This is a genomic window from Shewanella sp. GutCb, assembly GCF_002836135.1.
GTDB lineage: Bacteria > Pseudomonadota > Gammaproteobacteria > Enterobacterales > Shewanellaceae > Shewanella.
In genome coordinates this window covers 109,882-134,709 of record NZ_PJBL01000018.1, presented here as the reverse complement: position 1 = coordinate 134,709, position 24,828 = coordinate 109,882, and the positions used below count along the sequence as shown (strand labels likewise).

The following is a 24,828-nucleotide window of genomic DNA, read 5'->3' as shown; positions in this document are numbered from 1 at the left end:
TTCACTTAAAAAGGTAAAGCAATGAATACAGTAACAAAGCCACTCGTCTGTCAATCGGCTCATGCAGCCAACGAACACATCACCAGTGATGGTCACGTAAACGCGATTTTCGCCCTGCGGCAAATGATGGGTAAAAGCAGTGCAGCCAGTCGTTTTGACAAGTTGCCAGCGCAGCAACGCGCAATGATTTTACTTACCGCGCGACTAAAACCGAGTGAATACATTAATCAGCCGTTGTTGAGTATGTCGCCATCAGATTGTGACGCCGTTCGTTTAGCAATTATTGGTTTGGTTGATTTAGCAAAAACGTTTAGCTGCGTGCCTTTGTCACGTGACCGCTTTGTCACACCGCGCAAACCAAAGTCGGTTAAGCAAATCGGTGTGCAGCGTAACGCAATTGAAGATGAATTGAGCCGTGATCTAAAAGACATTAACGCATTGGCGGCTGAGTTGGCGCTAGAAGTTGAGAGCATAAGCAATGTTCAGTGAAGCGGTAAACCGTAGAAAGCAAAAAGCCACTTTCGCTGTAACGAAAATGGCTCAAGTCAAATCAACTATCAAAGGCATCAATATGACAGAGCTAAATATAACAGACCAATGTTTAACAGTCGAGCAAGCAATAACACAAGAAGCCAATCGCGTTATTGCGTCACTTTTCTTTAGCACCCCAGCAGATAAAGACATGGTTGAAGCTGCACTTGAATCAATTAAATCCATAGCTGATGTGGCCTGTCCATCACTCGCAAAGACCATTCAAATTCGTTTGGTGGCGATTCGCAACAATATTCATGTTAACCAAATTCAAAAGGTGGCCTGATCATGAAAATACGCGATATTGAACCCACTGAAATTGAAGTGATGAGTGTTTTTGTGATCACTTGTTTTATATGCAGTGAAAAACATTATATCTCGTTAGTCAAAAGTGTTTCGGAGGCGATTAACTCAGCCACCAAAGAGGGGTGGCACGGCTACGAAACCACCGATGAAACTTGTTCCACAGCTTGTCCGAAATGTATTAAAGAAGCTCAAGATAATGAAACCGAGGCTGCAGCATGAGCAGTACACACGGAAATGTAAGAGCAAACGAACTTTACCCAACGCCGGCTAATGTGGTCGATGCACTAATGGCACTGTTGGTATTGCGCCCTGGTGATAAATTCTTAGAACCTTGTCGTGGTACCGATGCCATTTATAACAAAGTGGCGTTGCCTGAAACGCAAAAAAGCTGGGCAGAACTTGATCGCGGGGTTAACTACCTCACCACTGAATTTGCACAGCAAGATGTGATCATTACCAATCCGCCGTTCTCACTGACTGTTGATTTTCTGACTAAGTCATTAAGTGAGTTGGCGCCAGACGGGACGCTGGCCTATTTGCAGCGGGTTAATTTTCTCGGCAGTAAATTACGAGTGCCGTTTTGGGCTGAGGTTGGTTTCCCAAATAAAACACCCATCATAGTGCCGCGGCCTCGCTTTGTCGGTGGCGGCAGTGATTCGTGTGAATACAGTTGGTTCATTTGGGATAGAGGCAATCGCTTCCCGAATATGCCGCATGGGTTAAGCCATATCATTAGCGCGGATCCTGTTAAGCAACCTAAAGCGAAAAAGTTAAATAAGGCTGCTTAATGGATCTTCAACAAATCGAACGCAAGGCGGGGATTAATATCTCCGCTATTTTTTCGGCTCCGCACCAGCAAGAAGATCTTAGATGGGCACAAAAACAACTCGATGGCCTGCCCGATGATGTCGCCGCGAGCCTGTTTAAAGAGTACGTGCGCAAACATAAAAAATACAACCGTAGCAGCAGTGCTAATATTTGGCTGCGTAATCGCATCAAATCAACCCGTGCAATGTTGCGCCAATTCCCTCTGCCGCTATGGCATATCAACACCGAAGTTCGCCGCGCTGCAGTAGCCCAAGAGTGGGCTAATCGCTGTGCCAGTATTTTAAATAATATGACTTACGGCGGTACACAAGTTGATGCCGTTGAACTACTAACCGCAGTAAAACAACCAGCTGATCAATGGGGCTTTAGCCCATTGTTACCGAGTCTTATTGGTTACGAGCACCGCAAAGCCAGTGGCGAGTTAGACGAAGACCCAACGCTATACAACATTATCGCGGGCGCATTAGCCCGCTTAGTTGATGATGCCTGGTGGCTGCGTAAACTTGAAAAGTCGTTTCGGCAATACCAAGAACATGCCGCGATCATTACGGGAAAGGTACGCGCGGGTGTTTCGCCTTACGCCAGCGCTCATGCCGTTAAACAATATCAAAACCGTAAAAAAGCCGCCGAAAGATGGCTTAACGAAATGACAGTGGCCAATGACAAACTCGGTCTTGAAATCAGTTTAGCCGATGCGGTTGCCGCATCAGTGTCTAATCCTGTTGTTCGTCGCGCTGAATTAATGGTGCGTATTCGTGGCTTTGAAGAACTGGCTAACGAGCAAGGCATGGTGGGTGGATTTTTTACGGTCACCGCGCCCAGTTGTTATCACAGTTACATGAAAAGCAAAAAGGGACCGACTTACTCAAACAAGCGTTACCTTGGTGCCAACCCCAAAGATACTCAAGCCTACTTATGTAAAGAATGGGCAAAAGTGCGCAGTAAATTAGCCCGATTAGAATTACCCCTGTTTGGCTTTCGGGTCGTTGAACCGCATCACGATGCCACCCCACATTGGCACATGTTGCTGTTCTTCAAACCTGAGCACGAGCAAGCGATTAGATTTGTTATGGCCGATTATTTTACTCGTGCCAATCGCGATGAATTAAAAGCCAGCAATCGAGATTTTGACGAGTGGGGTTTAACCCTAGACACCTCAATCAATATGCCCATGCGCAAGGTATTCAAGAAAGCGTTAATCGCAGAGGCGAAAGCGCTAAATCACAATGATGAAAACCAGCATGCTTTTTTATTGGCTCACATCGATAACGTTAAACAGCAGTACCGCACTAGATTAAAAAGCACGTTTAAAAGAATATCCCCACGCTTTGACTACAAAGTGATTGACCCAAACCAAGGCAGCGCCACGGGCTACATTGCCAAGTACATCGCCAAGAATATTGATGGCGTCAATGTAGATGATGATTTTGAGGCTGAAAGCAGCGGCAAGCATGGTGCGATCGGTGTGGCCACATGGGCGAGTGATTGGAATATTCGCCAGTTTCAGCAAATTGGTGGCCCTGCAGTAACGGTGTGGCGTGAACTGCGCCGCTTGCGTGAAAGTATCGACTATGACGACATTTTAGAGTTGGCTCGAAAAGCATCAGATGGTAACACCGCTACCAATTGGAAACGTTATATCGACGTAATGGGTGGCACCTTTTGCAAGCGTGCTGACCGACCTATTCAACTTTCAAAAATCACTAATCCCGAAGCCAACCTATATGGCGAAGACATCACCAAAATCATGGGCGTTATGTCGATGAATAACGCAGTGCAAACTCGTTTTGAGGGTTGGAAAATACGCCCGCAAGGTCAAAGTAAACCCACGGTAGCGAGTGCTAACGGTGCTTTTGATGTGGCTGTTGATTTGTCTTTTGACTCTTCTTTAAAAAGTGGCGACAGCCGCGCCCCTTGGAGTTCTGACAATAACTGTACGGTATCGATCAAAACAACAAATTCGATCGCGAAATTACCCTTAAAGGATCGCCAGTTAATTAATGAGGCCAAGAAATTGGGGCTCGATGCCGATTCACTTAAACGCCTGCGTGCTGGGGCAGTTATTGATGTTGTTGATCCCGTCGATAGTGATGCTCATAAATATGTGCGCTTGCGTGATGGCATGTTGATTGTCAGTAAACAGTTGCCCAGCGGGCACCATGCTGACAACGATTGGAGCGATAGCGCATTAGATTGTCAGTTTGATGCTATTGAGCGTCAACGCTTACGCGTGATTGATGCGCAGCTGCGCGAACAGGCGTGGCGATTGCTGGATACCGGAGCCGATGTTGAAAACTGGATAAGCACCAAAGCACCCGATATGGCCATGCGTGCGCTTGAGCAGCTACAAGAGGTAATCGACACCCAAAAAGCCGAGCAATGGGCCAGCCCGTTTAGTTATCGCGACACTAAAAAACCTGAACAAGATAGTGAGGACGAAAATGAACCTTTCTAATTTAATGACTGCCCGCGAACGCCAGCACCTTAACGCGTTAAACATTGATAAAGCTGATTGTCTCGCTCGTTTTCAGCGTTGTAATACAAAATTGAAGCAATGTAATCGTGACGGCATAAAGCAATGGCTTGCACGTTTACCAGAGGTTGAGCGCGAACAGTGCCGCACAGTGCTCAATGGTTTAGTCAAACAACGCGCCGCCGCGCGGCAGGAATAAATATACAAATTCCAAAAACAGTAAAACCCATACTAGTTAAGTGGTGTGGGTTTCATTTTATTTTTAGAAACATTAATGATTTACAACAATTACTTAGTATTTAAATTAACTGCGATTCGAAGTAAGTTACTGATATGGTGGTGTTTTTGTCGTTGACATAAACGTGTTTTGTAAATGTATTTAAACGCACAACGACCAGCAATATTGAAAGCTATCTGATGTCATAAGCTTGCGAACAGAAATTTATATGGTTAAGTAGTTTTCAATGAAAACTTAGTTGCGCGTTTTTCAAAACGTGTTTACTCAGCTTTTTCAAATAGCACAGCAGCTGGTTGCGCGAATTTTTATATGTGGATAATAGATTAGGCACCGCAGTTGGTGTGCCGATTACGGAAAATTAAATTATGACTGATGAGTCTATGCTATACGAGAAAATGGATATGTTATGTGGATTGTATGCCACGCTAAGTACAGAGGTTGATAAAGACTTGTGTCATGCGCTTATGGCTGGCGTATTAGCGGACTATAAACATCAAAATACGGATTTAATTATAACAGGTTCAATTCCTGCTGCAGCTGCTGGCGTTGAGTCGGTGAAAGCGCACGCGCCAGCTCTGACACAATAGCGCTTGATGTTCGAACGCTAGGGCTTAAGGTGTGACTAAAGCTTAAATTGGTCACAAACGTGTGGCCGCACTCAGGGTCAGAGCATGAACAATACAGATCGGCATGGGCTAGACTCAGCCGATTTGTTTTACCAATAATCGCAACCTCACCACAGCCTGGACAAAGAACCCGCATTGTAACTTCCTAATTGTTCAAATTCTGTTTAGCTTACGCTATTGTACTGTTTTTTTAAACAGTGGTTGTAAGTATAAGTAAAGGTGCTGCTTATGCAATTAACATGTAGTATAACTAACAGAATTTGAGACTTAAGGATGTTTTATGCAGGATGCGGCTCTAGATTCTGCTGCCGTTTTAGGTGGTAAGCCTGCTTTTGACTTGTGGTTGAAAGGCAAGGATGTTTGGAACAATTGGGTAGAAAGTAACATTGATGCTACCGTCGATTTTAGTTACATGGACTTTTCAGCTGACGAATTAAATCTAGACAGTAAAGTTATATCTTTTGACGGTTTTATATTTCCCAAAGGGAAAACTTTATTTAACGGGTCACTTTTCTATAGTGCTAAATTATCATTCATTGATGCCATATTTTATGGCGTTGCTTGCTTTGATGGAGCACATTTCCCTAAGGGGGAAGTAAGTTTTAATGGTACAGTTTTTCATGAAGATGCTTGCTTTTCTTTAGCTGTATTTGATAAGGGAGAAGTCAGCTTCAATAACACTAAATTTTTAGGTTTAAAGGTTTGTTTTGATGGTGCTTCATTTGACGAAGGTGATGTCAGTTTTCGGAATACAGAGTTTACGAATTCATCTGTAACATTTGTGAATGCTAATTTTGACACTGGAAATATTGTCTTTGAAGATATTTCTAACTCTAATAACATTTCGTTTAAAAACGCTAATTTTGGTGGTGGTGATTTCTTATTTGAAAGTAACAAAGTTACTAATAATCTAAATTTTAATCATGCGATATTTGGTTGTGGTGGCGTTTATATTAGAGACTGTGTGTTTAATGGAGAAGTTGATTTTACTGAGGTTGATTTTGGTAAAGGTGATTTTGAATTAAGTCATATCGACTGTTATTTTGGGCTTGATTTATCCTACTCAACATTTGAACGTGGTAATATAATGTTGTCATTTATTGATTTAAAGAACGGCCCATTACTATCTGACAATGCTATATTCGGAGATGGTATTTTTTCATTGGAGAATTTAAGTGTAAATGGTTCATACATAAGTTTTTGTGATTCAACATTTGGTGATGGTCGTGCTGAATTTATGAATTTAAAGATGAATTCAAGTACGGTTGATTTCTCAAATGTTCATTTTAAGTCGAGTGTGGAATTCAGTCAGTTGTACAGTAACAAGCAATGTTTGATCGGGTTAAATGCTTCAATATTTGAAAAGTCTCTTCAAATACACGATTGGGATAATTGCATTCCTGATCTAACTAGCTCTAAAACATCAAGTCACTTGTCTCTAAATGATGTGTATTTCAAATTGCAACGGAGTGGTGATTGGATTAAGAGATCCACAGATAAAAATGATGCTTCTAGGATTAGACGCTTAAAAGAAATTTCTGAAATAAATAAAGATCATCAATCCGCCCTAAGATTTAATGCCGATGAAATGAGGGCGAAAAGATGGAATAGCTTTGGTTTTTTTAGATCTATTTTAGATATGATATTTTCAATAACCAGTAATTATGGTCAGAGTATTTTTAGACCTTTAGCTTTTTTGATTTTGTTAATGTTTTCTACTAGCTCAATCATAGTTTTTACTAGTGGCCTTACATGGCCGAACTTAGGCTGCTCTATCGAACTTGTTACCGCTAACACTTTACCATTTATTGCTATAAGTAAAGATGTAAGAGTACATAGTATAGAAAATTTATTTAGTGGTTCTTTGCTGCCAGAATATTTTAATTTACTAATGATGTCTCATGGTTTTTTCTCTTTTGTTTTTTTGTTTTTAATAGGTTTAGGAGTAAGAAATCTTTTTAGAATTTGAGTTTGTGATAAAGGCTACAATGAGTAGCCTTCATATTTATTCACTCCAAATCAAACACCAACTGCAACTTATCACCCACCTCAGCATCACGGGCCACGGCATCGACCAGAATATTAATCAGTAGTTTGGTTTCACTTTTAAAATAAACCACTTCGTATTTTTCAGGGTCGCCAAAGCCTGCCGTGTTAATAGGGACCATGCCACCAAGGCCGGGTGGGAAACGATGGGCGTTAAACACATCTTGCGAACTGACCGTTTTAACATTGCCAAATTCATCCTTTGATTCAAAGTTACCGACAGGGATGATCTGCAGTCCCTTTTCTTTACCATTGGGGATATTCACAAATAATGATTTGAAATTACCCACGCCTTTACTGTTTTGGATTTTATCCTGCAAATCCTTTTCAACATTTGGGTCTAGGTTAGGGTCTGTGGCGTACATAATAAAGCCCATGTGCGCGCCGTTAATAAAGTATTTACGGCGAAACATAGTCGCATCTTCACCGAGCAGCGCAGCTTGTAATCCGCCGAGGTAATCGGGGCAACCATAAATTTGTTGCACATCATCATATTGGCGCACCCAAATAATGTCTTTGGCTTTGTAGTGTTTTACATTGCTGTCACGCTCAAGCACCACGGCGCCACCATCGCCAGCGACACGGGTGCGGTAGCTGGGCAGCGGGAACAAACGCACCACTTGCCTAAATCCATTACGGACTTTAAGCAGTGCCACATCACCAAATTTTACTAAATTTAAAAAGGTTGCAGTTACCTGCTGGGCACTCATTCCGCCAGAGGTGAAACGGCTTGCCGCCATATTGGCGCGGCTTTGCACTATGCCGCCATGTTGTGCATTACGGCGGGTTAAGTTGGCCAGTAAATGTCTATCAACGGGCGGTTCCCAGTAGCCGTCACTGTCGTTGTAATACAGTGAGTCGTAATCAGTGAGCCACATATTTGGCATCACGGTTTCGGGCAAACTGAACACCACTGGCGACTTTGCTTCGGCATCAATGTGTGTTTCGTCGTTGGCGGCAGTTAGTGTTGCATCGACCATGTGGATGTCCTTTGATGTGCGTGGTTTAACGGTTCATTAATAACGGCATGGCTGATGGCAAAAAACACATCAGCGTGGCCCGTGGTGTTGTCGCGGCTGGCTTTAAAGGTAATAGCGCCACCCGACTCGGTGACTGTGCGGCGGATAGATAAACAGCTCATGGCAATGTCTTTGTGTGAGGCGTCCCATTCAAGGCGACCGCCCTCAATCACATCAATCATTTTGAGTACTAAGCGGCTTTTACTCGATACGCTGTAATGAATGGCGGTGGCTTCACGTGGGTACAGTGTTGCAATCGAGTCGAATACCCCAGCACCAATGCCGGTGGTGTCAACGCCAATATAGGTGACGTTATAGCGGGCATAGATTTTTTGGATCTCACTGACATGGTAAGAAAAGTTCAAGCCACGCCAATAGTGTTTTTCAAGTACTCTGAATTTTTCGCCTTTCTTTTCACCTGGTGCCACCACCACTAATGCAGCATTGTCGCGGGTTCGTGATGGGTCGTAGCCAAGCCACACTTCACGGTTCGCAAACGGCCGTGCATTTTTAGGTTTGTGATCTTGCCAGCGGGCAGCATCAACCATGCACTTTTCAAGGTCGCTGAATTTAAATACGCTGTCGGCATCATCAACAAAGATGCACATAAACAGGTTATTAAAATCATCGGCGTTGTATTCGTCGCGCAGCTCCTCGATGTCGAACAGCTCACAGCCACCCGCAAGGGCGTCTTCAATGGTGACGATGTAACGCCACTGTTTATCTGGGCATATTCGGCCACGGTCGCGCATCTCTAAAAAGGTGGGAAACTCTACGGTTTCGCGCTCAGCTCTGCCTTGTCGCCAGTGATCACCAGTCCAAAATGAATAAGCAGGGTGGGCTTTGGTTGATGGGGTTGAAAAGTAGGTTTTGCGCCAGTTCTTATGGGTGGCCATGGCAGAGGCCAGTTTGTTGAGCACATCAAACTTACCAATCCAAAAGTACTCATCGACATACACATGGCCGTGGTAACTCTGGGCGGTTTTGCTGTTAGTACTTAAAAACCGCAGCTCTGCATCACCATGGGCGGTGTGCAATACGATGGGGTTACCGGTTAATTCAATTTCAAAAAACTGCTGCGCTATTTGCACAATGTAGGTGCGGAACACTTCAGCTTGACTGCGAGAAGCCGACAAGAATATTTGCGGATCCCCGGTTAATACTGCTTGCTCGAATGCTTCACCTGCAAAGTAATAGGTAGCACCAATTTGGCGAGATTTAAGAATGTTACGAATACGCCGATGCAGGTTTTCGTGCATCACTTTTTGATATTCAAATAAAGAGGCGAACCAAGCGGCAAAGTCCTCTGCAGTTAAATGGCTAACGTCATTCTTACGTTTACGGCCTTTACGCTGACTTGGTGCTGAATCATTTTGCTGATCGCCACCTTTATTGTTCTTACTGCCTTTATTGCTTTTAGCACTGTTATTAGCATTAGGTCCGAACGAATGCCCCTCACTGATCATGCGCTGCTTTTTCAGCTTTACATGCTTTTCAATCAGCATGTCGAGTTCTTTAATCTGCCCACCTGACTTATCTTGAATGTCAGTCAGCATCACAATGCGCCGTGCAATGGCCTCGTCAACTTCCTCTTCGCGCAGCATATCGCGCCAGCTGTATTTCTCTGCCCAAAAGTAAATCACCCGCGTGTTAGGCAAGTTAAGTTCGCAGCGTATTTCATCTGGCGTCCAGCGTCTTAAATAGAGCCTTTTTGCGGCCTCGCGTAGTTCGGGAGAATAAGCCATAGGGCTAAAAGTGCACTCGTATAAATGAAAACTTTCTGCAGTGTATTCAACTATTCCAAGCCTATAACGGACTTTTGTTCGGCTAGATTCGGATAACGACCTAGATCCGAATTGCTCAGAATGAAACCAAGTGTCAGCGCCATTCCATCTGGCTATGCTGCAGTCCTAATCTCAATTTTCTTTTTATCATTACGCGGAAAATGTCATGAGCCAATTAAAAACAGACTGGGTACGCATTGCTACAGAGGGAAATACATTTCGTAATGTCCCTATTGAACGCCAGTGGTTAGTCGACATTGCTGAAACTTATAACGTAGAAACCTATAGTGCCCGCATTTGGCCTGAACATCGCCGTTGGTATGGCGCTTGGGGTGATGTGTTAGAGGTTAAAACCGAAGAAAATGACGATAAAAAATTAGTACTATTTGGCCGATTAAGCCCGAATGCGCAGCTAGTGCAGGCCAACGAGCAAGACCAGAAAGTATTTACCTCTATTGAAGTTGATCCTGATTTTGCAAAATCAGGTAAAGCCTACCTTACAGGTCTTGGCGTTACCGATGAACCCGCAAGTCTGGGTACAGAGCGCCTTAAGTTTGCCACTAAAGAACGTTTTGACACTCACCAATATGGTGCGCCTGAGCAGTTGGTTATTAGCTATGCAGCTGATAAGAGTGACGAAGAGCCAAAGCAAGAAAAGCACCTCTACAGCCTTTTGAGAAAATTCTTTACATCTAACTCGCCGCATCAGGCACCCGACACTTCTGAGGAAGAACCCATGAACAAAGAACAATTTGCCCTTTTGACTGGCCAGCTTGAAACCTTTGGTGCCCGTATTGGTGACATCGAAACAAAAATTGAAAAGTTTAGCGCGGTAGCACCAGCAGAAGAAGAATCTGCACCAGGTGCGACGGTAACACCTGAAGTGGTTAACGCTGACATAACTAAACAGTTTGGCACCTTGAGTGACTTGATCACCGGATTGACCAATAAAGTTGAAGGTATGGAAACCCAGTTCACAGCGTTAAGCGTTGAGCAAGGCGGGCAAGAGCCTGATCCTGCTGGCTTGGGTGACAGCATCAGCTTTATTTAACTTGGCGCGCAACAAACGCCTTAACGGATCTCAGAACGGGAAAACAGCACTATGAGTCAAATGCAAGTATTAAACGCCGAAGCCGCGAAATTGCTACCGAGTTATTCAGCGGGAATAGCAAAAGCCTATGGCGTAGCAGATGCAACTAAACAATTTAATGTCAGTGCACCACTTGAAATTAAGCTGCGCGGTGCATTACTAGAGTCAGTTGATTTTTTAGGCATGATCACCACGCTACAAGTTGATCAACTGCAAGGCCAAGTGGTTAAAGTGGGTGACTATGGTATTGCCACTGGTCGAAAAGCAGATGGTCGATTTAGTAGCGGTCAAAGCATTCAAGCTTCGACTTTCGCACTTACTGAAACAGATTCGGTTGCAGCGTTAAAGTGGAATCTACTTTCAACTTGGGCAAACAGCGGTAACCCAAAGCAGTTTTTAACATTAATGAAAGACAATGCTACCAAGCGATTTGCACTTGATATGATCCGCATTGGTTTCAATGGTACATCAATTGCTGTTGGTGACACCGACCCAGATGCAAACCCTAACGGCGAAGACGTTAACAAAGGTTGGCAGCAGTTAGTTAAAGAAAACGCACCTGACCAAGTAATGGGTGAAATGATTTACTTCAACCCTGATGCTGACGTTCAAGCCTTAAAATCAAACGAGTATAAAACACTCGATGCGATTGTGACTGACCTGCGCTTATCACTTATTCATCCATCAATACGAAACGACCCGCGCTTAGTTGTGTTGGTTGGCAGTGACTTAATCGCTGCCGCGCAAATCAAGATGATGAATCTTGCTGACAAACCCACTGAAAAAGTAGCTGCCCAGCAAATGGATAAGGGAATTGGCGGTTTGAAAGCCTACACACCACCGTTCTTCCCTGGCAAACGCATCGTGGTTACGCCGCTTTCTAACTTGCATCTTTACACCCAGAAAAATACCTCTTCACGTAAGGCTGAAAACAGCGAAGACCGCAAACAGCATGAAGATAAGTACTGGCGAAACGAAGGTTATGCGATTGAAGAATATGAAGCGTATGCCTCGGTTGACGAAGCGTTAATGACGATTGGTGCACAGCCTTAAGGGCTAGCCACTGTCAGGCACTCACTGAGTGCCTGAACCCTCTTTGCCGTTTGACCTTTTTACATTAGAACCAGAATTCACAGGGACATTGCTATGAGTGCTATTGCCAATTTTAAAAAACGCCGCGCAGCTGATAAAGCTAAGCAAGCCAGCAGAAAACAGTTTGCAGAAACAGTTGCTAAAACTGGCATTAATTTAGTGAATACATTAACTGGGCTAGCAGAAGAAGCCAAAGAAGTTAAGGCACTAACGCTACTGGCCAAACTGCTCGGCTGCGAAGAATCCGAAGCTATCGAAAAGGCACATATTGCTGTTGAGCAAAAAGCCCGATTTGTTGAAATGCACGTAGATCTTGCCGCGGGTGAAGACAAAAGCGTCATGGCAGAAGTGACCACTGATAGCGAGGGCCAAATTACTGACATTAGTGAAATCAATACCGAGCTTAGCGATAGCGCTGACAGTGTTAACGCTGCTGCTGAAAACGTGGAGCTCGCGACTGATAACGTCAACCAAGCCGCTGAAACCATCGATACAGCAGCAAGTGATGTTAGCGAAGCCTCCAGCGATTTGGCTTACAGCGCAGATGATATTGCCAATGTCACAGCTGACCTTAAAGAAGCGACCACCGAATTAAAAAAGCCGTCGGCGGCGCCAAAATCCTCGCCTGGCGCGAAGAACGACAAAGCCAAAAGCAACTCGAACAAGTCAGCTTAACGGGTGACGCGCAGCATGCGCCGAGTCTGCATTTGCAGCTAGTCGCGTTAGAGGCCGATTTAAAACGTCTCAAAGTTTTTGCAAGGCGGGCGGATAAAGTCGCTCATAAACGTGATGTGTTATTGCCGAAATGGTTACCCATTGTCACTGAGTATTTAGCAGCAATTGAAAAGGACAAAGTTGATGATAACCCTATTTTTGCTTACTGCATTATTTGGCTGTTTGACATTGATGATCTCGCCCAAGGCATCGAACTCGGCCTCAAAGCCATTGAGTTACAGCAACCTATGGCACGCGCCATTCGCCGCCAATGGGCAGGCTTTATTAGCGATGCTGTATTTGACTGGGCAGAAGTGCAAGCGGAAAACGGCCACAGCATTGAGCCCTATTTTAGCCAGGTGTTTAGCCGCGTTATTAACGACTGGAAATTATCTGAACAAATCACGGCTAAGTATTACAAATTCGCGGGTTTGGCGTTACTGCGCACCACCAATGGCGACATTAAGCCAACGCAAGTGGGCGACATTGATCGCTTGCAGCAGGCTGATACTTTGCTCGAAAAAGCCGCCAGCTTGCATAAGCATGCCCAGGTAAAAACGGTACGCAACAAAATTGAAATGAGAATACGTGCGTTAGAAGCCTATGGCTCTCAAGAGCAAGGCACTTAACGCAAGGGACCGACTCCCAACCCTCCAGTGCACTGGCTGAGTGTTTTAACGGGCGACCGCTAAAAAACCACTGTGACGCCAACTGCACTGAACCTAATTTATCAGTTGTGATTAACAGCCAAACGGCACTTGAGAGAACAGCATGAGCGGATTCGGATTTGAAGCAGCAGCACAAGACAGTATCGCTATTGATGCCGATTCTGGCTGGCCTGCGCTGTCAACGCTGGAGTTTCGCGATCACCGGCGCATACCTGAAACCTTTGCAGAAGCCGTGCTTGCCGACTCACTTAACCGCAGTGTTGCCGAAGTGCAGCAGCAAATTATTGACTACATGGCACCTCAACAGCTTCACCGCCTCGTTACGCCATGGGGTTACCCGCATTTACATAACTTTGCAGCGCCCGACAAGGATGTCCCTTTTGCCCTAGACGCCAGTCTGGTTCCTGATTTCAGTGAGCAGCAAGTTAGCATTTACCGCGCGGCTATTTATGCCCGCTCTCATGCCGACTTGTTGGGCTATTTTTCTGCGGTTGATCAAAAAGAAGCCGGTAATAACAAAGCTGACAGCCCAGACCAACAAGATGTGATGCTAGCGCAATCTAATCGCAGTGTTCGCTTGCTGCTTGGCCTTGGCCGCGCGGGAGTGCATTCAATATGACCGCGCAAACTAGCTCACAAAGCACGCCACAAACAAAGACGCAGCTGCAGCAGTTAACCGAGTTTTTACTCGCTAGCCTGTCACCTGTGATTAAAGCCAACAATATTGATGCTTGGCAAGAACGCGGCACGTTAATACTAAGCGGTGAAGATAAAGGTGCTGGCGGTTATGAGGTCGCGAAGTGGAAGCACAGCGCAGTGATAGCACTTGAAAAGTTTCCGCACCGCAAAATCAACCCGTACAACTTACTCGCCATGGTGGCGGCTTACCTGCTTGATAGTGACTGGCCCCGTGATGTTTACGATTTAGCGGATCCTGATATCGATATTGATATGGAAAGCAAAGACACCACCACTGTATTGATTGAGGTTGAACTGATTGATGATATTGAGCTGATAGCCGACGAAACGGGACCCGTGCAATTTAACGGTGGCCGTTACCGCGTGTCGCTGGTGCCGCTCAACATTGCTGACAGTATTGAAACCCACGTATCGATGGCGGGTGACGCATGAGCGGCTTAACCATCACACCCAACAGCCGTAATGCATTAACGGTAAAAGACCAATTAACCCTATTGGCATTACCTGCTAATAAGCGGGTGCGTATTTTAAAAACGCTAGGTCGTTTTGAGCGCGCTAAAGCACGCAAACGCATTAGCAGCCAAAGCTCGGTGAACGGGCATAAATTTGCAGCACGTGCCGATGGCCGTAAAGCCAAAATGCTTAAAAAGATGGCCCGTCGATTAGAGCCCTATGTCAAAAGTGCTAACCGCTTAGAGCTTAAGCATCAGTCGCCACAAACAGGTCGAGTAGCTGCTTTTCAGCAACAGGGTGGTATTGAAAAATATACCGCAAAACAAGCTAAAAAACGCAATGGCGTCCCTGATTACCAAGGGCCGTGCACTCGCCGCCAAGCTAAAGCACTGGCAAGGGCAGGTTATAAAACCCGTAAAGGAAAAGGTAACCGTTACCGCCGCGCAACTATCACCGAGATTATGGACAAGATGACCCTTGGCCAAGCGGGGTTAGTGCTGCGCACATTGCGCAACTCCAAAGCGGAATCAAGCTGGGATATTCAAGTATCACCGCGCCCATTTTTAGGCGATACGTCTGCCAATGTGCAAACCGAATTAGCCAAACTATTACGTCAAACAAGAGGATAACCCCATGTCACTAGGTACCGTTACCGTAAACAACCAAAACCAAGCACAGGGTGAGGTCGACGGCGTCGAACGCCACTTTTTGTTTGCAGGTTTAGCGGGACACGCTGACGAAGCGACTCAGCTATTTTCACTTACTGCCCAAAGCGATCTTGAATCGATGTTTGCTGATAGCCATTTACGTGAACAACTGATTGCTGCGCAGCTTAATGCAGGCCAAAACTGGACGGCGGCAGCGTATCCGCTAGCCGCTGATGAAACCCTCGACACTGCTGTTAGCAATGCCAACGAGGTGCAGAGCTTTGAAACCTTGGTGGTTTGTGATGTGCAAACCACTGCAGCTGCGATTAGCGCTGCATCAGATTTAGTTCTGGCACTGCAAGGCTCACATGGCCGTTGGTGCAGTGTCATTGTTGCATTGCCAGGTATCGACGACAGCAGTGAAACATGGTCGCAGTATGAAGCCAAACTTACCACCCTGGTTGCAGGCCTAGCGCTGCCATTAGCGGTGCCAGTGCCACAACTTAACGGTAATAACGTGGGTGTGCTTGCTGGCCGCTTATGTAATCGCAGTGTGAGTATTGCTGATTCACCGATGCGTGTTGCTACGGGTGCGCTTGCTGGCCTTGGTGCTATGCCGGTTGATTCGGCTAGCACACCGTTGTCGCTGGCCACGCTTAACACCTTAGCCAAAGTGCGTTTGAGTGTGCCGCAGTGGTACCCCGATGTAGCGGGTGTTTACTGGGGTGACGGCTCAACGTTAGATGTGGTGGGCGGTGACTATCAAGTGATTGAAAATCTGCGCGTGGTCCACAAAGCCAGTCGCGAAGTGCGCGTTCGCGCCATCTTACGTGTCGCTAACCGCATACTGAACTCTAGCCCTGCCAGCATTGAGCTGCATAAAAGCTACTTTATGAAGCCACTGCGCGCCATGAGCAAAACCACCACCGTTAATGGGGTGCCGTTCCCGGGTGATATTACGCCGCCGCGTGATGGCGATATTGCCATTGTATGGATAAGCAAAACCAAGGTGACTATTGCCATGGTCGTACGCCCATATAACAGCCCTAAATCAATCACCGTAAATATTATGTTGGATCTTAGCGTGCTTTAAGCACTAAGACTCACGCAACGTATCTGAGGAGCAAGCAACATGCGTTTATCCGGAATGAATTTTAGAATACACATGGGTGATACCCAAGTGCAGGTCGATAGTGCCTCGGTGACTATCACTGATAACAGTGGCGTGTCACAAACGGGCGGAGTGCCCGATGGGGCCGTTGATGGCGATGTTGCCGCAAACGGTGAAATCACTGTTAACGCGGCTAACTTTGCCCTCATCAGCCAACAAGCCAAAGCTGCGGGTGCGTGGCGTGCAATGGAAAACTTTGACTTTCAGTTTTACGCCAAGACGTCACAAGACGAAATGAAGGTTGAGTGTTTTGGGTGCCGAATCAAGTTAAGTGATCTGCTCGATATCGATCCAAAGGGCGGTAGCGCTAGCCTGTTTAAAATTCCGTTTGATGTCACTAGCCCTGATTTTGTACATATCAACGGCGTGCCGTACCTGCGCCCTGATGAAATTGAACACATCGTTCAATAAGGATTAGCCAATGGATGATGCAGATTTAGCAGTAAGACACGAAGCGCGAGCAGAGGCCAGAGCGAATGCTTGCCGCCTAAATGCTAAACCTGCAGCGCCCAGCGCAAGTCACTGTATTGAATGCGGTGACGATATTAGCCAAGCAAGACAGCAAGCGGTACCAGGTGTGCAACTTTGCATTGCTTGCCAAACCTTAAGCGAGAAAAAGCGATGAGTAAATTTAAACCATTGTTAGTGTCGATTGGTTTGTCAGGTGCATTGCTTACAGGTGGTGCGATGGTTGCACAGCAAGAGGGACTGATTTTAGGTTCTTATGTTGATCCTGTTGGCATTGTTACCGCTTGCTTTGGTAAGACGGGCGCGGATGTTGAACTGGGGCAAACGTACACTCAACAACAATGTTTGGCAATGTTGGCCAGTGATTTAGAAGTCTATAACAAGCAGTTGTTGAGCATGGTTCCTGCTGATATCACACCAAGTGAACACGCTGCTTATTTGAGTTTCATTTATAACGTTGGTGCTAATAACTTTAGCCGCTCGACATTACGTAAAAAATTGATCGCGGGTGACAGAGTCGGTGCATGTAATCAATTAAGCCGCTGGATTTATGCCAAAGGTAAAAAGCTGCAGGGCTTGGTAAACCGTCGTGAGTCTGAGCGCCAATTGTGTTTAAAGGAGATTGTGAATGTTTCAAACGATTAAAGACAATATCAGCATGGTGATTATTGCCACCCTGCTTTTTTGCTTAGTTGTTGCAGGCATTAGCTTGGCATCAACCCGTTCAGCGCTAACCACAACTAAAACTAAGCTGTCGAACGCGCAAGCGTCATTAGCGTTACTGCAAAGTGATTTAGACGGTGTAACTGCTGACTTAATTATTGCAGAACAAGAAAAAGCAAAGTTGCTCATTGATGCTGCATTTACCGTTTCAATTATCAGCCAACGTGAGCATGAACGTGGACAGGTGGACAGAGCCGCAGCGGTAACGCTTGAAGACACCAACCTAATACTTGGAGCCGCAAATGATGAAGCAATTAACAATTGGGCTAATAGTGCTGTGCCTAGCGAGCTTAACCGGCTGCTCAAGCACACCGCCTATTGTGCGAACAGTGACCATCAACAAGACAAAGTATGTATTACCGCCAACGGAACTGAACAGTTTTTGTCGAGTGGCTGAATATCAAGGCAGTACAAACTTAGATTTATATTATTACTCACAGGCTTTGATAGCCGAATTAGCGCGCTGCAATGTGGATTGGAAAGCGATGAATGACTGGATTAAGGACAAACGAGATGAGCAACACGATAAGCCACATTAGCGATATCAGCACTCAGAAATCGTTCAGTGTTGCCAGTTACTCATCATCACTTTTTAGTGTAGGCGGTGGTGCTTTAGCCTTAAACGAATTAGCTATTTTACTCGGTATTTTTATTGCACTGCTGACATTTGCTATTAACTGGCTGTATCAAGCAAGACGCGATCAACGCGATAAGGCGCTGCACCTCATCAACATTGAAGTAGCGCAAAAAGAACTTGAACAACAGCGCTTGAAATCAGGCGTTGTTGAAACAGATAAAACAACATCAAAGGGACAAACAGCATGAAAAAGACAGTGACTTTAACCATTGGTAACACCGACTTTATTTTTAACGTAACCGCCAATGACCATTCAGATTTTATTGATAGCGTATCGCGTGGCGGTTCAGTCTGCGGTGCATCGCATAACTTTGCCATGCGCTCAATTGATAAAACCCAAAAAGACGATTTGAAAACCTTGCTTGATGCATCACCGGGTGCCGAGGTGCAAATTGCAGGTGCTCTGAAAGGTGAGTTCGCGCCAGAGCTGGACATTGCCGTAAAAAAATAAAGGCGCTGGTTGAGTCAATTGACAATAACCAGTTTGAACAAATGTTAGCAATACGGCGGCAACAGTTGCCCCATGAAGATGACACTGAACAGTCAATTGCCCGTGCGCTGTGGCTACACAAAAACCACTTTGAAAGCCTAGAGGTGGTCACAGCAAACGGTGTAAATAAGGCTTTTGGCGGCAAATAGAATGAGTAACATAGGGGAGAGTGATCACTAATGAGCTTACCAAAACCACTGATGTTTACCGTGGGTTTAGTTGACCAGATCACTAAACCTATTGCCAAAATTACCCAACAATTTAGTGGGCTCGCGTCTAACTACCAAGCCGGAACCATGCAAATGGCCACGGGTATTGCAGGTATTGCTGCCAGTGGTTATGCACTGCAAAGCGCATTAATGCCCGCCATTGAAATGGACCGCGCATTAGGCGAGGTTAAATCACTTGGGGTGCGCCAATCGGCCCTTAAGCAATTAACCGATACTAGTTACGAATATGCGCTTAAGTATGGCAAATCTGCCACTGACTTTGTGGGCTCAAGCTATGACATTCAATCAGCGATTGAAGGGCTGAATGACTCGGATCTTTCGCAATTCACCCTCGCTTCAAACGTACTTGCCGCCGCGACCAAGGCCGATGCCGCCACCATTACCAACTACATGGGCACCATGTACGGTATCTTTAAAAATGATGCTAATGCCATGGGTAAAAGTGACTGGGTTAGCCAAGTCACAGGCATGACGGCCACAGCTGTGCAGGCGTTCAAAACCACGGGCGCAGAAATGTCGAGCGCCTTTACGGCCATTGGCGCGGAAGCGCAAAGTGCTGGCATTGGCATGCATGAGCAGATGGCGATTCTCGGCACCTTACAAGCCACTATGTCAGGCAGCGAAGCAGGCACAAAATACAAAGCGTTTTTAGCGGGAGTGGGTAAAGCGCAAGAAGGGTTAAACCTGCAGTTTACTGACGCCCAAGGCACCATGCTGCCCATGGTGGATATTCTTAACAAGATTAAAGGTAAGTACGGCGAAACACTAGACGTTGCCGAAGGTGATGCACTGGCTAAAGCCTTTGGCTCACAAGAGGCGGTTGCCACCGTTAAATTATTAATGGGGAACATTGATGGTTTAGCGGGTTCTATCAATAAACTCGGTGATGTAAAAGGCATGGGCCAAGCTGAAAAGATGGCCGCAGCTATGACCGACCAAAGCGAACGGCTAACCCAAAGCTGGTTCGTTATTCGCGCCGCGTTCGGCTCGGCGGTGTTGCCTGCCTTTAATCAGTTTGTTGGCTGGATTGCTGACATGGGCAAAGATGTACTGTGGTTTACCCAAACATTTCCTAACTTAACTCGCGTGCTCGGCTATGGCGCAATTGCCATTCTTGGTTTAGTCGCAGCAGGTGGTGCATTCACTGTGATGATGGGCGTGGGCAAAATGGCCATGACCACCTACGGCGTGGCAGCAATGGCATGGGCGGGCATTAATGCGGTACTTACTTCGGGTATGGCATCACTGCGAGGCATGATGTTAGCAGTGAATATTGCCATGTATGCCAACCCTGTAGGCTTAGTGGTCGCAGGTATTGCTGCACTGATTGGCGTGGTTGGCTTAGCCGTTTACTACTTTGATGATCTTCGCGCCATGATGGTAGGCACCGCATGGGGTGAGTCGATTTTGTTTGCGGTTGACGCCATTGCTGGGTTACTTAAAACCCTAGGCGGTATTGTAATGAGCGTGTTTGGTGGCTTTTTTAGTATCGTTGCCACCGTGTTTAGCGCGCTAAAACCCCTGGCGAACTTTTTACTCGATGTTGTGGTGTTTAACCTCAAAATCATGGGCGGAGTATGGGCGGCAGTCTTTGGTGTCATTGCTTATGGAATTGGCGGGTTAGTTAGCATCGTTAATTGGGCGGTGACAGGCATTGTTGATGGCTTTACTTGGGCATTTGAGGCTGTCAGTACTGCTTGGAATGGCTTAATCAGTTGGTTTACTAACGATGCTTGGGTGCAGCATTTGGTCGGTAAAGCTGTCGATATCGGTAGTTTCTTCTCATCGATGTGGGATGGCATTAAAGCGACATTTGCCGAGACTTGGGGCTGGATAGCCGACAAGTTAAATATGCTGCCAGGTATTGATATCGATGTCACACCGATTATGGCCGATGTTGACCAAGTAGCGTTGCAATCGACCATTCCCGATGTGCTTAAAAACCACAATCAACAAGCGGTGCCAACGTGGATGCAGCAAAGTGCTGCCAATGATGGAAGGATCGCGGCACCAATGAATGGCCCTTGGTTGAATGCGGGCGCTGTGCCACCTAGCTTGCAGTCAGTAACACCTCCAGCAATTACCGCGCAGCAACAATATTTACCCACGCCGTTAAAGCCTGACGCATTAACTCAGCAACTTGACGTTAAGCCGGTGATTAATGAGCCCATGGCAAACACCATTAAACCGCAATTTAACCAGCAAGCGGCAATGAGTGCTAAGGCCAACCGCGTAGCCACGCAATCAAACAGCAAAACGTTAACCTTTGGTGATGTGATTATTAAAAACCCACCGAAAAACTTTAGCCTTGCTGAAGTTGCAGAACAACGGGAGTTAATGACCGGATGAGTGAACTTGCCCAGTACAGCGACTTGCTGATTGTAGAGGGTGCGTTATCAATTGATGTTGGTGCGCAGCCGCAGTTAACCGATACCCGCTCGAGCATTGCGCAAGACATAAAGCACTTGCTGATGGAATCAGGTCTAGTGACTAAATTGCTGGCCCAGCGTAGCGCCACATTGCGCAGTGATGTGTACACCGAAATAGAGCTCTTAATTGAAACCGATACTCGTTTAGTGCCAGGGACTATCGAACTCGATACAACCGCCGCTGAACTTATTACGATCACCGCCACTACCTATGATTTTGGCGTAATAACCACAGAGGTTTAACATGTCACGCCCCCAAGTTGATTTTGAAAGCGTATTAGAAAGCGATGGCGTGCCATTAACGGCCACGGCCGTGACTGCGTTGTTAGAGGCCGATGTAACGGCTGCAAATTCTATTATCAGTAACAACAGTGCCATGTCACCCTTTTGGAACTTGTTTTCAGCGTGCGTGGTCACCCCTGTGCTATGGCTGATTAAAACCCTATTGGCTAACCATGTGTTGCCCGCCATGTTTGCTGCCACAGCCACTGAATTATATTTAGAACTTAAAGCGTGGGACGTGGGATTAGAGCGTAAATTAGCCGCCCAAACCCAAGGCTATATTACGTTTACCAAATCAGACATTAGCGCGGCAGTGTGGGTAAAAGCAGGCACTGTGGTGCAAAGTGACAGCGCATTAGGTGCTATTTATAACTTAATAGTGATTGCTGATGTGGTGATCCCCGCAGGTTCGTTGAGCGAGCCAATTTTATGTGAAGCCACCGCAACAGGTGCGGGTTATAACTTAGGCGAGGGATATTACTATGTGCTGCCCGAAGCTGTGGCAGGTGTTGAATCGGTAAGTAATGTCGGAGATTGGATCACCAAGGCAGGCGCAGACAAAGAAACCGACGACGAACTGGCGCTGCGTGTACGTGATCAGTTTGCCTCAGTAGGCAGTTATCATATTGATGCTGTTTACCGCGCAGCCATATCTACTTTTTCCGGCATTCGTAGCGACTTACTCTATTTTGAACATGACGCGCCGCGTGGAGCTGGCACCGCCAATTGCCATGTCATGATGGAAGTCGGCGAAACGCCGCAAGCCTTAATTAACGACATTAACCACTATATTAACGGCCAAGGTTACCACGGCCATGGCGATGATCTTCAAGCGATGGCCATTGCAGGCAGCAACACTGATTTAGTGATGACATTTTGGCATAGCACTGAACTTGACGCCGATGAAATAACCGCGCTGCAAGTTGAACTTGAATCGCGTATTCGTGCAGCATTTCGAGAGTCCGACCAACACCCCACACTCACAAGAACATTCCCCCAAAGCGTGTTTGTGTTCTCAACATTAAGTAACGAATTAAGTGCCATGTTGCCGCAGCTAAAAAGTCTGCGTTGGCAAAATGATGATCTAGCTAATGGCCTGACATTGCCACGCATTAATAGCCTAACGCTCAACAATGGCGGGGCAATTTAATGAGCGATAAAACCCCAGAGTTACCCAGCATAAAAGCGCCATGGTGGATGGATGGTGAAACCATTACCACCACAACTGAACCCCAAGAGCCCGCCATGTTAACCACTGGGCTGCAAGCTTTTTGGCAACGGGTACGCGGTTGGTTTTTACGGGTGCTAGTGCAAAAAGACCCGCTAACCTGCTCGGTTGAAGTGCTTAACCTGTTGGCATGGGAACGCTCAATTACCCGTTTTAATGACGAGCCATTGTGGTTGTATCGCAAGCGAGTGGCTTACGCATTTGTTAACGCAAAAGACGCAGGCAGCAAGCAAGGCTTTATCGCCATCATGCACCGCCTTGGGTTGGAAGTAACCAGCATTAGAGAGCGCCAAGCGGGGCTTGATTGGGACCGTATATCGATTGAAATTGACGATACCGAAATAGCACCTAACCAAGCGTTATTGTCTGAGTTAATTCGCAGCTATGGCCGAACCTGCCGCCGTTACGACCATTTATCAGTCAGGCTTGTGGTTAACAGTGTGGCGCTAACCGAAGCCAACCATGACTTTCAAACATTAACCATTTCAACGATAAGCGAAGGAGAAAGCAATGGCACGACTAACTAGCGACGGCGAGCAATACATTGCACAGGCCGTAGGCGATGCACAAAGCTTTATTGTTGATGAGTTTGTGTTTGCCTTTATTCCTGGGCTCGACTTTAAAACCGATGAACCCGTAAACGAGCCTATGCCATCAGCGGCCAATATTGTGCATCGTTCAGCCCCATTAAAGCACGGCATTATTGATGACAATAAGGTGACCTTTAGCCAAATGCTGTTGCCTGAAATCGGCAATTTTGAGTTTAACTGGATTGGTCTAGTGCATGACAACAGCTTGATTGCTTTTGCCTATGTGCCAGTGACGTTAAAAATTAAAACTGACGATACGCTTGAAGGTAACACCATTAGCCGCAACTTTGTGTTGGAGCATAAAGGCATAGCCGATGCCATGCCAACCCCTGTAACGGCAGAATCGTGGATGTATGACTATTCAAACGAAATTGACTACTTACAGAACCGTGTGCTGGTAAATGCCAGCGCCATTATTAACGCCAACACAGGCATTGTTAAAAATGCCCATTGGAACACAACATTGAGTGAGCGCGTGCGCTTGCTGGAGGAAGCTAAATGAGTGGACAACTTGACGAGCTATTAAATGAGGTCAGCAATGTTGTGCAGGCCTCGAATGCGCAAACGACCGCCAGCCAAGCGTTAGCGCTGGAAGTGGCGGGCAAGATGGGCGAGATTGACGCTAAAGCGGATGAAGTGGTGGATCGTTTGAATCTGGCAATGGTTGAGTCTATATCAACTAACTTGCGCAAAACATTATATTTAGATGTTGTGAGCGGTGATGATGGTAATGATGGTGAAACCAGCGTAAAGGCTGTTCAAACGCTGTCTCGTGCTATTCAGTTGTCACCAGAATTTGGTATGACGACAATTAATGTTGTGGCAGACCAAATCGTAATTGTGGACAGTGACATTGCAGTTTGGGATAAGAGCATCATTGTGCAACTAAATGGTGGTGTGCTGGAGCAAGTTATTAAAGATGGTAAAGCCGGACGGATTAGAGAATATGGAGAGAGCCGAATTAGGTTGAAGTTTGGAACTGTTAGAACTGCTTTATTAGAAGATGGTTTTAGTGATGTCACAGAAAATTCAGCTTTTTTCTCTAGAGTTGATAATTACGCAACACGTCTATTTGTATTCTCGATGGTTATTGATCTTGGTGATTTAATGTTGTTTTCGGGCGGTAATCATGCCTGCGATATTCATGTATTGGCAATATCATCTACGGACTTAATCTTTACGCCAACAGCTGTAAATCATAATCTTGCAAAGATAAATACTAACTTATTTGCATTGCAAATTGGGCTTAGTACGTTGCCTGAAACCCATACTTGGCCCGAGCTAATACAAGGTGTTGTTTTAGCCGCAGATGGTGAACCGACCAACTTATTGACCAATATTCTATTTGCTTAGCATAGGAACTGTT

At 45.9% G+C, this 24,828-nt stretch carries 32 protein-coding genes; 29 read left to right on the top strand and 3 right to left on the bottom strand.

All coding sequences use genetic code 11. The features are described 5' to 3' along the window. Nucleotides 1-21 precede the first annotated feature (21 nt). The 7 genes from CXF86_RS11105 to CXF86_RS22725 all read left to right on the top strand — a co-directional run bounded on the left by CXF86_RS11105 (nt 22) and on the right by CXF86_RS22725 (nt 4,963). Nucleotides 22-489, top strand: coding sequence for a hypothetical protein (locus CXF86_RS11105; protein WP_102038996.1), 468 nt, complete (start codon nt 22-24; stop codon nt 487-489). 82 nt (nt 490-571) lie between these two features. Further along, nucleotides 572-817, top strand: coding sequence for a hypothetical protein (locus tag CXF86_RS11100; RefSeq protein WP_102039013.1), 246 nt, complete (start codon nt 572-574; stop codon nt 815-817). Nucleotides 818-819: 2 nt separating this feature from the next. Beyond that, complete coding sequence (locus CXF86_RS11095; RefSeq protein WP_102038995.1) at nt 820-1,056, top strand: hypothetical protein; 237 nt, start codon at nt 820-822, stop codon at nt 1,054-1,056. Continuing rightward, on the top strand, nt 1,053-1,625 hold the full coding sequence (locus tag CXF86_RS11090; protein WP_102038994.1) for a DNA methyltransferase: 573 nt from the start codon (nt 1,053-1,055) through the stop codon (nt 1,623-1,625). Before CXF86_RS11095 ends, CXF86_RS11090 begins: the two co-directional genes overlap by 4 nt. Continuing rightward, on the top strand, nt 1,625-4,120 hold the full coding sequence (locus CXF86_RS11085; protein ID WP_102038993.1) for a replication endonuclease: 2,496 nt from the start codon (nt 1,625-1,627) through the stop codon (nt 4,118-4,120). The genes CXF86_RS11090 and CXF86_RS11085 overlap by 1 nt, the downstream gene beginning before the upstream one ends. Continuing rightward, on the top strand, nt 4,107-4,337 hold the full coding sequence (locus CXF86_RS11080; protein WP_102038992.1) for a hypothetical protein: 231 nt from the start codon (nt 4,107-4,109) through the stop codon (nt 4,335-4,337). Before CXF86_RS11085 ends, CXF86_RS11080 begins: the two co-directional genes overlap by 14 nt. A gap of 404 nt (nt 4,338-4,741) precedes the next feature. Next, nucleotides 4,742-4,963, top strand: a complete 222-nt coding sequence (locus CXF86_RS22725) for a hypothetical protein (protein WP_180961054.1) — start codon at nt 4,742-4,744, stop codon at nt 4,961-4,963. Here the strand turns inward: CXF86_RS22725 and CXF86_RS11075 are convergent. Further along, nucleotides 4,887-5,138, bottom strand: a complete 252-nt coding sequence (locus CXF86_RS11075; protein ID WP_102038991.1) for an Ogr/Delta-like zinc finger protein — start codon at nt 5,136-5,138, stop codon at nt 4,887-4,889. The genes CXF86_RS22725 and CXF86_RS11075 overlap by 77 nt on opposite strands. Before the next feature lie 144 nt (nt 5,139-5,282). On the opposite strand from CXF86_RS11075, the gene CXF86_RS11070 reads away from it, so the two are divergent. Continuing rightward, nucleotides 5,283-6,971, top strand: a complete 1,689-nt coding sequence (locus CXF86_RS11070) for a hypothetical protein (protein WP_102038990.1) — start codon at nt 5,283-5,285, stop codon at nt 6,969-6,971. A 40-nt stretch (nt 6,972-7,011) separates the two neighbouring features. Here the strand turns inward: CXF86_RS11070 and CXF86_RS11065 are convergent, their stop codons facing one another. Both CXF86_RS11065 and CXF86_RS11060 read right to left on the bottom strand, forming a co-directional pair. Next, nucleotides 7,012-8,028: a phage portal protein gene (locus tag CXF86_RS11065; RefSeq protein WP_102038989.1), complete on the bottom strand. Its 1,017-nt coding sequence runs from the start codon at nt 8,026-8,028 to the stop codon at nt 7,012-7,014. Beyond that, nucleotides 8,010-9,812, bottom strand: coding sequence for a terminase large subunit domain-containing protein (locus CXF86_RS11060; RefSeq protein ID WP_102038988.1), 1,803 nt, complete (start codon nt 9,810-9,812; stop codon nt 8,010-8,012). Before CXF86_RS11060 ends, CXF86_RS11065 begins: the two co-directional genes overlap by 19 nt. A gap of 205 nt (nt 9,813-10,017) precedes the next feature. On the opposite strand from CXF86_RS11060, the gene CXF86_RS11055 reads away from it, so the two are divergent. From CXF86_RS11055 to CXF86_RS10960, 21 genes are all read left to right on the top strand, one after another. Next, complete coding sequence (locus tag CXF86_RS11055) at nt 10,018-10,902, top strand: GPO family capsid scaffolding protein (protein WP_102038987.1); 885 nt, start codon at nt 10,018-10,020, stop codon at nt 10,900-10,902. A gap of 51 nt (nt 10,903-10,953) precedes the next feature. After that, the gene (locus CXF86_RS11050) at nt 10,954-11,994 is read left to right on the top strand and encodes a phage major capsid protein, P2 family (RefSeq protein ID WP_102038986.1); all 1,041 of its coding nucleotides are present in this window, start codon (nt 10,954-10,956) and stop codon (nt 11,992-11,994) included. A 93-nt stretch (nt 11,995-12,087) separates the two neighbouring features. After that, nucleotides 12,088-12,708: a hypothetical protein gene (locus CXF86_RS11045; RefSeq protein WP_102038985.1), complete on the top strand. Its 621-nt coding sequence runs from the start codon at nt 12,088-12,090 to the stop codon at nt 12,706-12,708. Between the two features lie 32 nt (nt 12,709-12,740). Further along, nucleotides 12,741-13,376 (top strand): phage terminase small subunit, encoded by a 636-nt coding sequence (gpM, locus tag CXF86_RS11040; protein ID WP_102038984.1) that lies wholly within the window; start codon nt 12,741-12,743, stop codon nt 13,374-13,376. Nucleotides 13,377-13,518: 142 nt separating this feature from the next. After that, nucleotides 13,519-14,034 (top strand): head completion/stabilization protein, encoded by a 516-nt coding sequence (locus CXF86_RS11035; protein WP_102038983.1) that lies wholly within the window; start codon nt 13,519-13,521, stop codon nt 14,032-14,034. After that, nucleotides 14,031-14,546 carry a phage tail protein gene (locus tag CXF86_RS11030; protein WP_102038982.1) on the top strand — a complete coding sequence of 172 codons (516 nt, stop codon included), beginning with the start codon at nt 14,031-14,033 and terminating at the stop codon, nt 14,544-14,546. The genes CXF86_RS11035 and CXF86_RS11030 overlap by 4 nt, the downstream gene beginning before the upstream one ends. Beyond that, on the top strand, nt 14,543-15,196 hold the full coding sequence (locus CXF86_RS11025) for a hypothetical protein (RefSeq protein ID WP_102038981.1): 654 nt from the start codon (nt 14,543-14,545) through the stop codon (nt 15,194-15,196). Before CXF86_RS11030 ends, CXF86_RS11025 begins: the two co-directional genes overlap by 4 nt. Before the next feature lie 4 nt (nt 15,197-15,200). After that, entirely contained in the window at nt 15,201-16,307 is a 1,107-nt protein-coding gene (locus CXF86_RS11020; RefSeq protein ID WP_102038980.1) for a DUF2586 domain-containing protein, read from the top strand. Nucleotides 16,308-16,346: 39 nt separating this feature from the next. Continuing rightward, nucleotides 16,347-16,796, top strand: a complete 450-nt coding sequence (locus CXF86_RS11015; RefSeq protein ID WP_102038979.1) for a phage protein — start codon at nt 16,347-16,349, stop codon at nt 16,794-16,796. Between the two features lie 10 nt (nt 16,797-16,806). Beyond that, the gene (locus tag CXF86_RS11010) at nt 16,807-17,010 is read left to right on the top strand and encodes a TraR/DksA C4-type zinc finger protein (protein WP_102038978.1); all 204 of its coding nucleotides are present in this window, start codon (nt 16,807-16,809) and stop codon (nt 17,008-17,010) included. Then, complete coding sequence (locus CXF86_RS11005) at nt 17,007-17,498, top strand: lysozyme (protein ID WP_102038977.1); 492 nt, start codon at nt 17,007-17,009, stop codon at nt 17,496-17,498. Before CXF86_RS11010 ends, CXF86_RS11005 begins: the two co-directional genes overlap by 4 nt. Nucleotides 17,499-17,818: 320 nt before the next feature. Continuing rightward, on the top strand, nt 17,819-18,115 hold the full coding sequence (lysC, locus tag CXF86_RS23200; protein WP_219622730.1) for an Rz1-like lysis system protein LysC: 297 nt from the start codon (nt 17,819-17,821) through the stop codon (nt 18,113-18,115). After that, nucleotides 18,090-18,401 (top strand): holin, encoded by a 312-nt coding sequence (locus CXF86_RS10995; protein ID WP_102038975.1) that lies wholly within the window; start codon nt 18,090-18,092, stop codon nt 18,399-18,401. The genes lysC and CXF86_RS10995 overlap by 26 nt, the downstream gene beginning before the upstream one ends. Beyond that, on the top strand, nt 18,398-18,664 hold the full coding sequence (locus CXF86_RS10990; protein ID WP_102038974.1) for a putative phage tail assembly chaperone: 267 nt from the start codon (nt 18,398-18,400) through the stop codon (nt 18,662-18,664). Before CXF86_RS10995 ends, CXF86_RS10990 begins: the two co-directional genes overlap by 4 nt. Before the next feature lie 41 nt (nt 18,665-18,705). Next, nucleotides 18,706-18,852 carry a DUF6890 family protein gene (locus CXF86_RS23195; protein WP_374702336.1) on the top strand — a complete coding sequence of 49 codons (147 nt, stop codon included), beginning with the start codon at nt 18,706-18,708 and terminating at the stop codon, nt 18,850-18,852. Nucleotides 18,853-18,882: 30 nt separating this feature from the next. After that, on the top strand, nt 18,883-21,282 hold the full coding sequence (locus CXF86_RS10985) for a phage tail tape measure protein (RefSeq protein ID WP_102038973.1): 2,400 nt from the start codon (nt 18,883-18,885) through the stop codon (nt 21,280-21,282). Then, nucleotides 21,279-21,605 (top strand): DUF2590 family protein, encoded by a 327-nt coding sequence (locus CXF86_RS10980; protein ID WP_102038972.1) that lies wholly within the window; start codon nt 21,279-21,281, stop codon nt 21,603-21,605. The genes CXF86_RS10985 and CXF86_RS10980 overlap by 4 nt, the downstream gene beginning before the upstream one ends. 1 nt (nt 21,606) lies before the next feature. Continuing rightward, complete coding sequence (locus CXF86_RS10975; protein ID WP_102038971.1) at nt 21,607-22,794, top strand: baseplate J/gp47 family protein; 1,188 nt, start codon at nt 21,607-21,609, stop codon at nt 22,792-22,794. Beyond that, a complete protein-coding gene (locus CXF86_RS10970) occupies nt 22,794-23,399 on the top strand; it encodes a phage tail protein (protein WP_219622729.1) in 606 nt (201 codons plus the stop codon). Before CXF86_RS10975 ends, CXF86_RS10970 begins: the two co-directional genes overlap by 1 nt. Further along, entirely contained in the window at nt 23,383-23,964 is a 582-nt protein-coding gene (locus CXF86_RS10965; RefSeq protein WP_102038970.1) for a phage tail-collar fiber domain-containing protein, read from the top strand. Before CXF86_RS10970 ends, CXF86_RS10965 begins: the two co-directional genes overlap by 17 nt. Continuing rightward, complete coding sequence (locus CXF86_RS10960; RefSeq protein ID WP_102038969.1) at nt 23,961-24,815, top strand: hypothetical protein; 855 nt, start codon at nt 23,961-23,963, stop codon at nt 24,813-24,815. Before CXF86_RS10965 ends, CXF86_RS10960 begins: the two co-directional genes overlap by 4 nt. Nucleotides 24,816-24,828 lie beyond the last annotated feature (13 nt).

Excerpts from the sequence above, each read along its gene's own strand:
- CXF86_RS11020 (WP_102038980.1), top strand. The coding sequence starts at position 15,201 with ATGTCACTAGGTACCGTTACCGTAAACAACCAAAACCAAGCACAGGGT.
- CXF86_RS11025 (WP_102038981.1), top strand. The coding sequence starts at position 14,543 with ATGAGCGGCTTAACCATCACACCCAACAGCCGTAATGCATTAACGGTA.
- CXF86_RS10960 (WP_102038969.1), top strand. The coding sequence starts at position 23,961 with ATGAGTGGACAACTTGACGAGCTATTAAATGAGGTCAGCAATGTTGTG.
- CXF86_RS11080 (WP_102038992.1), top strand. The coding sequence starts at position 4,107 with ATGAACCTTTCTAATTTAATGACTGCCCGCGAACGCCAGCACCTTAAC.
- CXF86_RS11055 (WP_102038987.1), top strand. The coding sequence starts at position 10,018 with ATGAGCCAATTAAAAACAGACTGGGTACGCATTGCTACAGAGGGAAAT.
- CXF86_RS23195 (WP_374702336.1), top strand. The coding sequence starts at position 18,706 with ATGTTAGCAATACGGCGGCAACAGTTGCCCCATGAAGATGACACTGAA.
- CXF86_RS10995 (WP_102038975.1), top strand. The coding sequence starts at position 18,090 with ATGAGCAACACGATAAGCCACATTAGCGATATCAGCACTCAGAAATCG.
- CXF86_RS10965 (WP_102038970.1), top strand. The coding sequence starts at position 23,383 with ATGGCACGACTAACTAGCGACGGCGAGCAATACATTGCACAGGCCGTA.
- lysC (WP_219622730.1), top strand. The coding sequence starts at position 17,819 with ATGATGAAGCAATTAACAATTGGGCTAATAGTGCTGTGCCTAGCGAGC.
- CXF86_RS10990 (WP_102038974.1), top strand. The coding sequence starts at position 18,398 with ATGAAAAAGACAGTGACTTTAACCATTGGTAACACCGACTTTATTTTT.
- CXF86_RS10975 (WP_102038971.1), top strand. The coding sequence starts at position 21,607 with ATGTCACGCCCCCAAGTTGATTTTGAAAGCGTATTAGAAAGCGATGGC.
- CXF86_RS22725 (WP_180961054.1), top strand. The coding sequence starts at position 4,742 with ATGACTGATGAGTCTATGCTATACGAGAAAATGGATATGTTATGTGGA.
- CXF86_RS11035 (WP_102038983.1), top strand. The coding sequence starts at position 13,519 with ATGAGCGGATTCGGATTTGAAGCAGCAGCACAAGACAGTATCGCTATT.
- CXF86_RS11100 (WP_102039013.1), top strand. The coding sequence starts at position 572 with ATGACAGAGCTAAATATAACAGACCAATGTTTAACAGTCGAGCAAGCA.
- CXF86_RS11015 (WP_102038979.1), top strand. The coding sequence starts at position 16,347 with ATGCGTTTATCCGGAATGAATTTTAGAATACACATGGGTGATACCCAA.
- CXF86_RS11070 (WP_102038990.1), top strand. The coding sequence starts at position 5,283 with ATGCAGGATGCGGCTCTAGATTCTGCTGCCGTTTTAGGTGGTAAGCCT.
- CXF86_RS11005 (WP_102038977.1), top strand. The coding sequence starts at position 17,007 with ATGAGTAAATTTAAACCATTGTTAGTGTCGATTGGTTTGTCAGGTGCA.
- CXF86_RS10985 (WP_102038973.1), top strand. The coding sequence starts at position 18,883 with ATGAGCTTACCAAAACCACTGATGTTTACCGTGGGTTTAGTTGACCAG.
- CXF86_RS11045 (WP_102038985.1), top strand. The coding sequence starts at position 12,088 with ATGAGTGCTATTGCCAATTTTAAAAAACGCCGCGCAGCTGATAAAGCT.
- CXF86_RS11095 (WP_102038995.1), top strand. The coding sequence starts at position 820 with ATGAAAATACGCGATATTGAACCCACTGAAATTGAAGTGATGAGTGTT.
- CXF86_RS11085 (WP_102038993.1), top strand. The coding sequence starts at position 1,625 with ATGGATCTTCAACAAATCGAACGCAAGGCGGGGATTAATATCTCCGCT.
- CXF86_RS11065 (WP_102038989.1), bottom strand. The coding sequence starts at position 8,028 with ATGGTCGATGCAACACTAACTGCCGCCAACGACGAAACACACATTGAT.
- CXF86_RS11030 (WP_102038982.1), top strand. The coding sequence starts at position 14,031 with ATGACCGCGCAAACTAGCTCACAAAGCACGCCACAAACAAAGACGCAG.
- CXF86_RS11050 (WP_102038986.1), top strand. The coding sequence starts at position 10,954 with ATGAGTCAAATGCAAGTATTAAACGCCGAAGCCGCGAAATTGCTACCG.
- CXF86_RS11060 (WP_102038988.1), bottom strand. The coding sequence starts at position 9,812 with ATGGCTTATTCTCCCGAACTACGCGAGGCCGCAAAAAGGCTCTATTTA.
- CXF86_RS10980 (WP_102038972.1), top strand. The coding sequence starts at position 21,279 with ATGAGTGAACTTGCCCAGTACAGCGACTTGCTGATTGTAGAGGGTGCG.
- CXF86_RS11010 (WP_102038978.1), top strand. The coding sequence starts at position 16,807 with ATGGATGATGCAGATTTAGCAGTAAGACACGAAGCGCGAGCAGAGGCC.
- CXF86_RS11090 (WP_102038994.1), top strand. The coding sequence starts at position 1,053 with ATGAGCAGTACACACGGAAATGTAAGAGCAAACGAACTTTACCCAACG.
- CXF86_RS11075 (WP_102038991.1), bottom strand. The coding sequence starts at position 5,138 with ATGCGGGTTCTTTGTCCAGGCTGTGGTGAGGTTGCGATTATTGGTAAA.
- CXF86_RS10970 (WP_219622729.1), top strand. The coding sequence starts at position 22,794 with ATGAGCGATAAAACCCCAGAGTTACCCAGCATAAAAGCGCCATGGTGG.
- CXF86_RS11105 (WP_102038996.1), top strand. The coding sequence starts at position 22 with ATGAATACAGTAACAAAGCCACTCGTCTGTCAATCGGCTCATGCAGCC.